This window comes from Methylobacterium sp. Leaf102 (assembly GCF_001422425.1).
Lineage (GTDB): Bacteria > Pseudomonadota > Alphaproteobacteria > Rhizobiales > Beijerinckiaceae > Methylobacterium.
This window is the reverse complement of sequence record NZ_LMMX01000028.1, coordinates 1-12,461: the sequence shown is the minus strand read 5'-3', so window position 1 is coordinate 12,461 and position 12,461 is coordinate 1. Positions and strand designations below refer to the sequence as shown.

8 protein-coding genes and 1 pseudogene are annotated in these 12,461 nt (G+C 64.3%); all 9 read right to left on the bottom strand.

Annotated elements, in window-relative coordinates:
* Positions 1-713: 713 nt before the first annotated feature.
* Complete coding sequence (locus ASF27_RS14365) at positions 714-1,244, bottom strand: RHS repeat-associated core domain-containing protein (RefSeq protein WP_156467541.1); 531 nt, start codon at positions 1,242-1,244, stop codon at positions 714-716.
* A 671-nt stretch (positions 1,245-1,915) separates the two neighbouring features.
* Positions 1,916-2,871, bottom strand: a pseudogene (locus ASF27_RS21670) (IS630 family transposase).
* A gap of 44 nt (positions 2,872-2,915) precedes the next feature.
* Complete coding sequence (locus ASF27_RS21665; RefSeq protein WP_082479165.1) at positions 2,916-3,443, bottom strand: RHS repeat-associated core domain-containing protein; 528 nt, start codon at positions 3,441-3,443, stop codon at positions 2,916-2,918.
* Positions 3,444-3,506: 63 nt separating this feature from the next.
* Positions 3,507-3,875, bottom strand: a complete 369-nt coding sequence (locus tag ASF27_RS22360; RefSeq protein WP_156467540.1) for a hypothetical protein — start codon at positions 3,873-3,875, stop codon at positions 3,507-3,509.
* Positions 3,876-3,905: 30 nt separating this feature from the next.
* Complete coding sequence (locus ASF27_RS23490) at positions 3,906-4,562, bottom strand: RHS repeat-associated core domain-containing protein (protein WP_347379638.1); 657 nt, start codon at positions 4,560-4,562, stop codon at positions 3,906-3,908.
* Positions 4,563-8,640: 4,078 nt separating this feature from the next.
* Complete coding sequence (locus ASF27_RS14345) at positions 8,641-9,084, bottom strand: PAAR-like domain-containing protein (RefSeq protein ID WP_056361139.1); 444 nt, start codon at positions 9,082-9,084, stop codon at positions 8,641-8,643.
* Position 9,085: 1 nt separating this feature from the next.
* Positions 9,086-10,234, bottom strand: a complete 1,149-nt coding sequence (locus tag ASF27_RS14340; RefSeq protein ID WP_056361136.1) for a DUF2169 domain-containing protein — start codon at positions 10,232-10,234, stop codon at positions 9,086-9,088.
* 11 nt (positions 10,235-10,245) lie between these two features.
* Positions 10,246-11,301 carry a hypothetical protein gene (locus tag ASF27_RS22880; protein ID WP_210166277.1) on the bottom strand — a complete coding sequence of 352 codons (1,056 nt, stop codon included), beginning with the start codon at positions 11,299-11,301 and terminating at the stop codon, positions 10,246-10,248.
* 49 nt (positions 11,302-11,350) lie between these two features.
* Positions 11,351-12,461 (bottom strand): type VI secretion system tip protein TssI/VgrG (gene tssI, locus ASF27_RS22875; RefSeq protein WP_210166278.1); only part of this gene is annotated, 1,111 nt, incomplete at both ends.

Here is a 12,461-nt window from a genome sequence, read left to right as displayed (position 1 = left end):
CCCAGGCCTCCTCGCCCTCCGACAGCAAACGCTGCTTGCTTACCCGCCGCCCGAACGCGTCGTAGCCATACGCCCAGCACGCGCCCGATGGCGTCTCGTACGCCACCACACGGTCCTGCCCCTAAGCGCTCTGATAAAATATAGTACGCCGTTGATAAAATCGAGCTATGAACTTCCTCTGTAGCAATATCAATTAGGCGCTTTAAGGTTTCTTTCGTAAATATGCCGCGCTTCATTCAAACTACATTTATTTGCTCCACCGGCATAATCAGGATTTCGCGACTGAACTGGGTCATCTTCCCATCGACATACCTCACAAATTTCATACGTCCCTAGCTCTGATATTGTTCCCATGCCGCAGCAAGGACAGGGAAAGAGGCCGTCACTATTATATTTATTCATTGTCTATTCCAGTAATTAATGGCGTCTGTTGGTCTGAACATAGTCCTAATAGAGCCCGATGCATCAGTTACAGCAAATGTATTTGTATCCGAATTATAAAATAGATTATCAGATCCGCGACTTCTTGTTAACGTTCCCGCAGGAGGATTTGTTGTAAAATCTTGAGCTGCACGTACATATTCTAGTGAATTTTTGTAATCCGGAAACTCAGGGCCGTGATCCTTCCAGTGATCATATGCATTTTTCGCAGAGCTTTTGTTCTTTCTTGACGTCCAGACTGGGCAGCACTTCGTAAGCCCGAGTGGATCAATTTAAGCTGTAGGATGGCTTACGTATCCTTGTTGTCGTGTTCCGCCCAGGATGCCGATCGGGTCTGGGCTAGCATATTGCCCAAGAGCCGCCTCGTAATGCCGAAACCGGTTGTAACTCAGCCCTGTCTCGCCATCCTCCCACTGCCCCTGGAACCGGATCAGGCAGATCTGCAGCGCGTCGATCGCCTCCGGATCGTCCTTGAGCGCCAAGCTGAACCAGCCTGAAGGCGGGTCGTCGCCGGAGGAGGAAGGCGACCAATTGTGCGCTCTCGCCGCATTGTCGTTGTCGGCCTGCGCCACCCACAGCCGGCGCACGGCGCCCCAGGTCCGGTACTCCGCCGCCCAGAGGAGATCGCCGCCCTCTCCCAACAGCTCGCGCGGCGTGCCGAGATGATCGGTGACGATGTAGCTGAGCGCGCCGTCCGTCGCCTCCTTGGCCAGGGGACGGAAGCTGCCCGGTTCGTAGTGCCACCCCGTGGCCTCATTCCACGCGACCGACCCGTCGAGCCGCAGCGGCGCTTCTTCCGCCACCACGTCCCCGTCCCACAGGTACCAAGTGCCCACCGGCGGCGGACGCTTGGCCCACCCGCGGCCGGCTGGATCAGGCAGGAAAGCGCGAGCGCACTCAATTAATAAATTTTAGCGGAAATTACTCATAATTCATCGCTACTTAATGAAAAACTACTTACTTATTCTGATAAATTGAAAATAGATCATGTTTAGTACCATCCGGGATCTATCACAAATCTCCAAAGCCCCACTTCTTTTATCTCTTCGATTGAAGCTGGTCGCGATCTAGAAGTATCTATATCTGTAATTGATTTATAACATAAGTTGCAATCTTTAATATTTGCCCAAGTTGTTTGACATTCATCACAAACAAAATAAAGCGTTTCGCCGCTTTTGATGATACCTATTTGCCCAACACCGCAGCATGAGCATGCAGAGACATGAAATTCAAGGTCTGACATTGTCGACAGCTCGCGGCAAACCGTTTCCGCTCGGGAAACCAGTAACTAATCTATTTGTACCTGATTCGGTAATTACTGTAACATAGTCATAATTTTGGCGCTGCCCTCCTGCTCCACCGGCGTATCCTGAATTTTTTCTTGGGACAATATAGTAATCTTTACTTCCTATGGTCGTTGGCCGTATACCTTGTGCGTTGGCCCTAGCCCAGGCATCACTAGAGCCGTTGCCAGTCATGTTGGGTCAAAGGCGTCGTATCCAGCAGCGGCGACGTAGTTTCGGCATTCGTGCGGGCGGAAGGCTTTGAAGGCGTTTCGGATCGCGGTTCAGAGGTCTGGGACGGTGCGCGCTGCCGTCGTTCGCAGGAGTGCCTTCAGTTTGGCGAAGGCTTGCTCGATCGGGTTGAAGTCCGGGCTGTAGGCCGGGAGATAGAGAAGGCGGGCCCCAGCCGCCTCAATGGTCTCCCTCACCCCGGCCACCTTGTGGACGCTCAGGTTGTCGAGGATGACCGTATCGCCACGCTTCAGCACCGGGACCAGCGTGTCGGAGACGTAAGCCAGGAAGCGCTCGCCGCTCGTCGCTCCGTCGAACAGGGCGATGGCAACGAGCCCGCTCGTGCGGAGGGCAGCGGTGACGGTGGTGGTCTTGTAGTGCCCGTGCGGAGCAGAGATGCGACAGCGCTCGCCCCGTTCAGATCGACCGTAGGGCCGCACCATGTTCGTCGCGGCAGCGGTTTCGTCAATGAAGACGAGGCTGTCCGGGTCGAGATCCAGCTGTACGTCGAACCACGTGTTCCGGGCGGCGCTCACATCCTCCCGCTGCTGCTCGGTGGCGTGAAGAGCCCCTTTTTACGGGTGATGCCGTGACGACCGAAGAACCGCCACAACCCGCTCGTGCTGGTTCGTATTCCCTGCTCGGCCAGTGTGTCGCGCAACTCCCGGAGGAAGATCTGCGGATGCGCGCGGAAGATCTCCAAGATCGTCTCGGCATAGGCTTCGATGGCAGGCGGGGACCGGTCGCCACCTGCGGGTTTGGGCGCGATCTCACCCCTGTCGCGGAAGCGCGCGTGCCAACGGATCGCGCTGGCCTTGCCCACACCGAAGCGCTCCGCTGCCTGCCGTCGCGACGATCCCGCTTCGACTGCTTCGATAACTCGCTCGCGCAAATCGACTGACAGAGTTGACGGCATGGCGCTCTCCTTCGAAAGCAGGCCATCGAATCAGACCACGCTCCTCACCGCCACCCCGACTCAATCCCAACGGGAACGGCTCTAATGGCATTTTGGGGATTTCCATAGAATACGCCTTGTTGAGGCTTGCTCAAGTTTAGGCCGGCATGTGATTTGTTAACATGACCGACGGTTGTTCCATCTTTATTTGTTTTACTCCAATCTAAAGCTGACGAGGCGCAACACGCCGTCAGCCCAAGCGGATCAAGCCATCCTGTAGGTTGAGTGACATATCCATGCGATCGTGCTCCGCCCACGATCCTTAATGGATCGGGAGAAACATACTGTCCTAGGATTGGATCGTAATAACGGAGGCGATTGTAGTTCAACCCCGTCTCGGGGTCCTCCCACTGCCCCTGGAATCGGATCGGGCAGATTTGCAGCGCGTCGATCGCCTCCGGATCGTCCTTCAGCGCCAGGCTGCCGAAGCTGCGCCCGCCTGAAGGCGGGCCGTCGCCGGAGGAGAAAGGCGACCAGTTGCGCGCCCTTGCCGTGTTGTCGTTGTCAGCCTCCGCGACCAACAGCCTACGCACGGCGCCTCAGGTCCGATACTCTGCCGCCAAATAATACATATAAGATTTTTCAGGCTTTATGAATTAGATTTTCTTCCTTTTAGCATAAGCCGTTGCTTTATCAAAACTGAGTTGCGTAAATATCTTTGCTAAATTACAAGCTAGTTCGAAGTCATATATGCCTTGGCAAATGAATTCTTTATTTTCATTCGCATCAATTATAGTAATAAAAAACTTTTCTTTATCAATAAAATCTAATTCCCTTTCTCTTCCTTTGTGGTCTAAATCCAGTTTTCGCCGTGCTGCAGGGAAGAGCGTTACAGCGCAGCGATCGCCGAATCTTTCTTGATAAACAACGATTGCTTCTTCGCCATCCTCGCTTCTTAACTCTAATTCACTGAGGTTATCATTTATATCTTTTATAAAAGACCATGTTTTATTGCTGTCTGACATCAGATTCCATCGAATTTTCATTTTCGACCCTCAATAAAAAAGGTGTGCATTTGAGCCGTCGCGGCTCCATACGTTGACATGCGGACCCATCCCCAGATTGGGGTGGCCAAGACTATCATTCCGCCAGCCAACCGTTTTGTCCATGCTCTGACGACCAATGACGCCCTGATTACCGCTCCACGACCATGGCCCGCCACGAAAGCTGCTGCGACGGATGACATCCGTCTGAGACCCCAGATCGCCGCTCATTTCCGAGGCGGCTTGCATGGCTTGGCGCTGATTTGGAAACTTGTAACCGCCGTCGACTGGTACGCCCCCATATTTCTTCGCGACCTTGTTGTAATGTGCTGAGCAACATACCAGCCCGAATGGATCAACCCATCTAGTTGGTTGCCCAACGTATCCCTGAGGTTTGGTGCCGCCCCCTAAACCGATAGGATCTGGACTAATGTATTGCCCGATGAGCGGGTCATAGTGTCTGAACCGGTTGTAGCAAAGCCCCGTCTCGCCATCCTCCCACTGCCCCTGGAACCGGATCGGGCAGATCTGCAGCGCGTCGATCGCCTCCGGATCGTCTTTCAGGGCCARGCTGCCGAAGCTGCGCCCGCCTGAAGGCGGCCCGTTGCCGGAGGAGGAAGGCGACCAGCYACGTCCTGCCGTCGCGTTGTCGTTGTCGGCCTGCGCCACCCACAGCCGGCGCACGGCGCCCCAGGTCCGGTACTCCGCCGCCCAGACGAGGTCACCCGNACGTCCTGCCGTCGCGTTGTCGTTGTCGGCCTGCGCCACCCACAGCCGGCGCACGGCGCCCCAGGTCCGGTACTCCGCCGCCCAGACGAGGTCACCCGCCTCGCCGAACACCTCCCGCGGCGTGCCGAGATGATCGGTGACGATGTAGCAGAGCGCGCCGTCCGGCGCCTCCCTGGCCAGGGGACGGAAGCTGCCCGGCTCGTAGTGCCACCCCGTCGCCGCCTCCCACCCAACCGACCCGTCGAGCCGCAGCGGCGCTTCTTCCGCCACCACGTCCCCGTCCCACAGGTACCAGGTGCCCACCACCGGCGGGTGCGGATCGAGTTCGTCCGCACCCGGCGGACGCTTGGCCCACACGTCGAGCGCGCTGCGCCCACCCGCCGCGACGCTCCGCACCAGGCTCGGGAACCGTCCCCGAACCCAGGCCTCCTCGCCCTCCGACAGCAAACGCTGCTTGCTTACCCGCCGCCCGAACGCGTCGTAGCCATACGCCCAGCACGCGCCCGATGGCGTCTCGNCCCGGCGGACGCTTGGCCCACACGTCGAGCGCGCTGCGCCCCCCCGCCGCGACGCTCCGCACCAGGCTCGGGAACCGTCCCCGAACCCAGGCCTCCTCGCCCTCCGACAGCAAACGCTGCTTGCTTACCCGCCGCCCGAACGCGTCGTAGCCATACGCCCAGCACGCGCCCGATGGCGTCTCGCATGCCACCAGACGGTCCTGCGCATCCCAGCCGTAGCGCCACACGCGCGGTCGGAACCCGGACCGCTCGACACGCCGCTCCACCACCCGGCGACATGCGTCGTAGCTCAGGTGCACCGTCTCGCCGTGCGAGCCGCGCGCCCGCTCCACCCGGCCCCCGGCGGCGAGTTGCCAAGCGCTCACTCGGGAGCCAGCGTCGCCCAGCCCGGAGAGGTTCAAGGCCGGGTCGTAGGCGAAGCGCTCGATCTCGCCGTCGCCGAACCGGCTCTCGGCGATCTGCCCGGCCGGGTCGCTCCCGTACACCGTCTCGCCCCAGCGCGCATCCGTGATCCGTGACGGAGCGAAGGACCGGTCCCAGGCATAGACGCGCTCCAGGCTCGGCGCTAGCGCTTGGCCCGGCCGTGCGGCCGGGCCAAGGCCGCCCCGCTGGCGGGTGAGCTGGCCAGCCGCGTCCCAGCCCTGTTCCAGACGGAACCCCGCCGCGCTCTCGCGCAGCGTCTCGCGGCCAGCGGCGTCGCGGGTGAAGCGCAGCGGCGCGTGCTCCCCGAATGCGATCGCCGTCGGCGCGCCGAGTGGGTCGTAGGTCGTGGCCACCCGACGCTCTCCCATGCGCCGCTCCACCCGATTGCCGCAGCAATCATAGGTGCTCTCGATACGGCGTCCGTTCTGAGTTTCCGCTATCACCCGGCCGAGGGCGTCGCGCTCCAGCCGCACGAGCGCCGCAGGGGTCCCGGCCTCGACGATCCGCCCGGCCCGGTCGTAGGCGAACCGCGTGACCTCCGGGACGGTTGCAGCCGGCCCAAAGGCTTCCTGGCGCACCAGCAGCCCGGCACGATCGTGGACGTAGGCGGTCCGTGCCGCGTCGGGATAGCGGGTTTCGGTCACGCGGTCGGCCCGATCGTAGGCGTAGGCCAGGGTCATCCCGTCGAAGTCGGTCTCCTCCACCACCCGCCCCGCAGCGTCCCGCGCGAAGGTCCAGTGCCGGCCGAGCTGGTTCTTCACCCGCGTCAGCCGCTGCTGCCCGTCATAGGTAAAGCGCAGGTGTCCGCCCTTGGGATCCTCGATCGATTCCAGGAGATCGAAGGGTCCGTAGCGGTAGCGCGTACGCCGGCCCTCGCCCTCGGTGAGCGTCAGGGTGGCGCGCTCCGGCTCGGCCTCGCGCCGGACGGTGACGCCGTCGGGCCGCGTCAGGGCGGTGGGCGTCCAGAAGTCGGCACCGGGACGCTCGTCGTAGGCGAAGCGGGTGACCTGGCCAAGCGGGTCTGTGCGGGCCGTGAGGCGGCCGAAGGCGTCGCGTTCGAATAGGGTGGTGCCGCCGCGATAGTCGACGAGGCGCACGAGGTTGTGCTGCGCGTCGTAGTCGCGGCGCTCGATCAGGCCGTCGTGGCGCATGTTCGCGGTGGGCAGGCCGGCTTCGTCGGTGGCGTAGTCGGTGCGGTACCCGAGCGGGTCGACGGCCGAGACCAGGTTGCCCCGCCCGTCGTAGCTCCATTCCCAGGTCTGGCCGGTCGGGTCGATCAGCCGCTCGAGGCGCCCGTCCTCGTCGTAGTGGTAGGCGGTGCGCCGGCCTTCCGGGTCTGTGACCGCGCTCAAGGTGCCGAAGGCGTCGTAGGCGTAGGCGGTGCGGTTGCCCTCCGGGTCGATCTCGGCCAGGAGCGTGCCGAGCGCATCGCGCTCGAAGCGACGCACCCGGCCGAGCGTGTCCGTCTCGCTCAGCGCCCGCCCGTTCGCGTCGAAGGTGTAGCGCCGCGCTCCGTCCGGCCGGTCCGCGTAGGTGAGCGTCGTCGTGCGCCCGTCAGCCCCGTAGGCAAGGCGGTAGTCGAACCGGCCGCCAGGCGTCGTGACGGTCACCACCCGGCCGGCCTCGTCGTAGGCGTAGGTGTTGCGGGTGCGGACGCCATCTTCGTAGGCGAAGAAGCGGCCCGCCGCATCGTATTCGTAGCGGAACGAGGGGCCGTAGCTGTTGCGCGCCTCCGTCATGTTGCCGCGCGCGTCATAGGCGTAGCGGGTGATCGGGCGGGTCTCGCCGCCGGGCGCGTGCAGGGTCACGGCCATGCGCAGGCCGCGCGCATCGTTCTCGAAGTCGAACGCGAAGCCGTCGAACCGCTCGACCCGCAGCAGCAGGCCTGCGGCGTCGCGCTCGAACGTGGTGTGTTGGTCATTCGGGTCCCGGATTTCGGCCAGGCGCCAGACGCCGTCCCGCCCTTTGCCGAACAGTTTGGTGAGGCCGCGGTCGCGCAGGACGTAGGTACGGTCTCGGCCGGCCGCGAGCGTGAGATGCGGGTGCTTGGCGTTGCGGCTGACTTCGCCGATGTTCGGGCTCGGACGGTCGAAGCCGGCGCTGAGGCCCGAGCCCATGCGGTAGAGCAGGCTGCCGTCGGGCTCGCGCACGAGCACCTCGTCGAGGCTACCGATGCGGTTGCGACCGAGCGGGCCGTCATGGCTGAGGTCGGAGGCATAGCTTCGAGTGAGTTCGATCGGCAGCACGCCCGGCAGGGCGAAGTCTGTGTCGAAGGTCACCTTCGCGCCGTCGGCGAGCGCCACCGGGTTTTGGGTGCAGGGCCAGGTGCAGCGCGTGCCGGTGCCATTCTGGCGTCCCGACTGTCCCTTGATCGATTCACCCTCCGCCCTGGGCGAGGGACGAGACGCCGGACGTGGTTTTCTGAGGCCGACCTGCTCTGCAAGCTCGCCAAGTTTCGTGCCGACCCTGCCGATCAGGCCACTGGCAGAACTGGCCAACTTGCCGGCTGGAACAGCCAGTTTGCTCGCGACCCTGCCAGCCAGCCCCTCGCCCGCGACCTGCAACAATGGTTCGCGCTCCGCGAACAGCCCAAGCATCGGCCAATAGTTGCCTTTCTGAAACTCGTCCGCGGCCGGGCCGATGTTGTCGCGCGCGTCGATGAACGTGTCCCTCACCGAGGCAAGCTTATCGCGATCCTGCTCCAGCTCGGGGACCTCGGAGGTTCCCACATCGCCGCCGCGGTCGAACTCACTTTTCTCGAATGATTTCTGGTCCTCGATCTGCCTGTCCTTCTCCTCGAGGCGGCGGTCGAACTCGTCGATCAGCTCTTGAAGCTGAGCTTTCTTCGCACTCGCCCCGATGACGGTCTTGCCCTGGGCATTGGCCTTCTGGACCGACTCGTTCGGCTGGCCTCCTTCGCGTCCCCGCGAGAAGTTCGGTCCGGGCGGCGGGTCGGGCTCGCCGGCCGTGATCATGGGAAGCGTGACGCTGCCCTGACCACCGTTGGCATCCGAGCCACCGCTCACGCGCCTGCCCCCGCCCTTGCGGCTCCGAGCGGATACCGTGCCGCCATCACGTTACGCCCCCGCATCCGAGCCGGGTTTCGGCGTCCACACCGAAGGAACCTCGACGGGCCTCATCGTGCGCTGCGGCTCGGTCGGGCCGATGTCGGGATGGTTGATCCAGCACGGGTCCCCGTCCCGCACGACGGCATGGCCGTGCGAGAACACGCTCGAACAGGCCGTTCTCACGTGCGAGTAATTCTTATAGCCCGGGACCACGACGCCCTTGCCTGTCCCCGGCTCGTGCCCGGTGATGCGGACGGCGCGCGTGTTGAGCTGGAAGTCCTTGAGCGCGTTGTTGCGTACGTCCGGAGACACCCGCTCGGACCCGTCGAACTCGACGACGCAGGAATAGGCCACCGGCACCATGCCACCGCCCATCGGCGTCCAGCACACGTCCGGGCCGGTCGTCACCATGAGGTTGCTGCCTTCGCGGCGGCCAGAGACCGGTTTGCCCATATCAAATCTCCTTCGATGCCGGCTGGACCGACGGGCCCTTCGGATCCGGGGCGTACGGTACGAGGCCGAAGCTGAGGCATTCGACCTTGTCCGGATCGAAGGTGGCTCGCCAGGTCAGGAACACCCGGTGCCACCCCGCATCGGGATCGGCGACGTCGATGAACAGGGTATCGAGGTCCATGCCGGCGATCTGCGGATCGCCTTCCGCGTAGGCGACGTGCAGGACGATCATGTGGCTCGGAAGCCGTATGATCCGCTGTCCGTCCTCTCCACCGAGCCCGGACAGCCGCACGGTCTCGTTCCCGATCAAGAGGTCGGGGTAAATCAGGTCCGGATGAGCGCTGTTGTAGTAGGCGAAGTCGTAGTCGGCCGGCCAGTTCGGCCAGACATGCGCCTGCCAGTGCGCGTCGTAGGTTCCGCCGAGCGGGCGGCGAGGCAGCCAGGCCGGGGGAATCGGCCCGAGCCCGGCCGGACTATAGCGCCGATGCGGTTCCAAGATCGGCTCGTCCGCCGCCTCGATCTGCGGTGCCGGCATGGCTGCATCGATCGGGGTGAGGTCGGGGGCGATCCAGCCACAGCCGATCGGATTGTGCTCGTCGGCCTCCAGGAACGGCTCCTTCCCGTCCGCCCCCGGCCGGGTCAGCAGGCCGCCATAGGCATGCTCGTAGCGGATCGGCACCTCGCGAACCGGCTCCGGCTCCCCTAGGCGCCAACCGCCGAACACGCGCCGCTTCTCTGCCACGCTCATCGTGGCGCGCGCCTGCTCGGACACGCCCCAGACCGGCTCCCACATGCGCGGTCCGGTCACGCGCAGCCGCGTTTCCAGAACGTGCTCGCCCTCGACCCGAATCCCGCAGATCCAAGATGGTCGAGCTGCGCCGTCGGGCGAACGGGCGACTGCGTTCAGGATGATGTCGGATCGTGGCTTCTTGGGCACCACGTCAGAGGGGAGACGTAGGGACGAACTGTTGAGGGCGCCGTGATAGGTGTCGGTCAGCACCAGTGGCTCCTGCTCGTCCGCGATCGCCAGGCTGCCGTCCGCGGCGATGTCGTAAGTCCCCTTGACCAGAAGCACCCCGAACTCACGGCCCTGGCTGTCGGTGTTGTAGAAGCGCAGGTTCGGGAACGGGCTAAGGTTCAGCATCTCCATCGGGTCGGTCCTCAGTTGTGGTCGACGACTTTGCCGGTGAGTTGAACCTGCTCGGACCCATCGATATAGATGGTCACACCCTTGAGCAGGATCGTTCCGTCTTTCTTCATCAGCAGCGACGACTGGCCGACTTGGATCAGCAACTCTTCCCCAACGACCACCTTCTTGGCATTGCCGATGTTTTCGATTGATGTCTGTCCGACATTGACGACCTTCGTCATCCCAACTTGTTCGGTGGATGCGATGCCGGTGGTGGTGTTCTGGAACCGGCTGACCAGGGTGTTCATGACGCCGCCGAGGCCGCCCATCATGCCGCCGACCTGACCGGCGAGCTGCGTGCCGGCCCCCGCCATGCCGGCGCCGCCGCCGGTGAGCAGGCTCTTGGCCGTCGCGTCGTTGATGCCGGTGCGGGTCCGGTCGAGGCCGCCGCCTATGAGGCCGCCGATCCCGCCGCCGCCGATCAACCCGCCGAACCCCGCCGCCAGCGGCGCGAGCGCGGCCGCGCCCGAGCCGTCAGCGCCTTCGCCCGGAAGCCCGGCCGTCGCCTGTCCGAGGCCTGCGAGTGCACCGGTATCCACCGGCGAACCCGTGGCCGCTCCACCGCCGCCGGCCCCGCTCATGGCCTGCGTGGCGACGCCCATGGCCTGCCCGAGCAGCACGGCGGTCTGCCCCGACAGCGCCGCCATCGCCGCCGAGAGACCCGCGCTCGCCGCGCCGCCCACCGCCCCCACGGTGAGCGAGCGCGAGCCGCCGACCTGTTGGCTCTGGTTGTTGGCCACCTCCAGCGCGTGGTTCGCACCGATGCTCTGGACCTGGTTGGCGTCCACCCGCGTGGTGGCGTCGTTCAAGACCTTCGTGGTCATGTCCTTCTGGGCATGCGTGAACAGGTTCTCGGCGCCGGCCTGGTCCTCCATCGAGACCTCGTTGTAGCCCGTGCCCTTGTGGGTGTCGGAGCGGATCACGAGCTTGGTCTTGTTGGCCGGCAGGTCGTACGGCACGGGATTGTTGGGGTTGGGCACGATGCCGACCACGATCGGCCGGTCGGGGTCGCCCTCCTGGTAGGCCACCAGCGCCTCCACGAACCCTGAAGCTCAAGTCCTGGCCCAAGTCCTGGCNGGTCTTGTTGGCCGGCAGGTCGTACGGCACGGGATTGTTGGGGTTGGGCACGATGCCGACCACGATCGGCCGGTCGGGGTCGCCCTCCTGGTAGGCCACCAGCGCCTCCATGCCGATGCGCGGGATGATCTGCTGGCCCCAGCTGCCCCCACCCCAGCTCTGCGACACCCGCACCCAGCCGGTGTCGGTCCCGTYGGCCTTCGCSCGCCGGTCCCACGGAAAGGTCAGCTTCACSCGCCCGAACGYRTCCGTGTGGATCTCCTCGCCCGGCGGGCCGGCGATCCGGGCGATCTGCAGCCCGTCGATGCGCGGGCGCGCCGTCCCCCGGTGCGGCGTSGCCGGCAGGTGCGCGGGCATCACCGCGAACTCGTTCTCGTAATGCGGCGTGCCCGCGCCCGTCTCGTAGGTCGGGTCCTCGGCCCGGTGCAGGATCCGGCTCACCACCTGCGCCGCGTAGACGTGCTCSGGGTGCGCCACCTCGTAGGGGGTGAAGCGGTGCCCGGCCGCGAGGCCGCGCACCGACGAGCGGCCCTCGATGCGGTCGAAGTCGGTCTCGGTCGCCTGCACCCGCAGGCGGGTCGCCGCCTCGCCGGCCTCCGGCGACAGGAACCGGCCGGGATACTCGTAGAGCTCGTAGGCCGCRTTGCCCGGCACGCTGACCAGGGAGGGGGTCGCCGTCTGCAGGCGGGTGTTGGGGGTGGTGAACTCCCAGTCGCCCCCCGCCCGCTTGCCGGGGGTGAAGCGCATCTGCCGGCGCCAGTCGTGGATGTGCTCGGCATCGGCCGAGCCGAAGGCGAGACGCACCCGCTCGGGGTCGCCGTCGCGGTAGGCCGAGGCATGGTCGCCCACCACCAGGGTGTGCCGGCCCGCGGCGTGGACGAAGTAGTAGAACGTGCCGTCCTCCTCCAGCCGCCGCAGCAGGTAGGCCAGATCCGTCTCGTTCCACTGCACCGCGTAGGGCTGGCGGTCCGGCGGGCTCGTCACGCCGGAGAGATCGAAGTCGGCGATGCCGTGCTCGGCGCACAGGGTCTCGAGCACCTGGAGCGTGGTCCGATCGCGAAAGATCCTGCAATCCGACCGCTGGCTCATCAGCCACAGGCGCGGGCGCAGG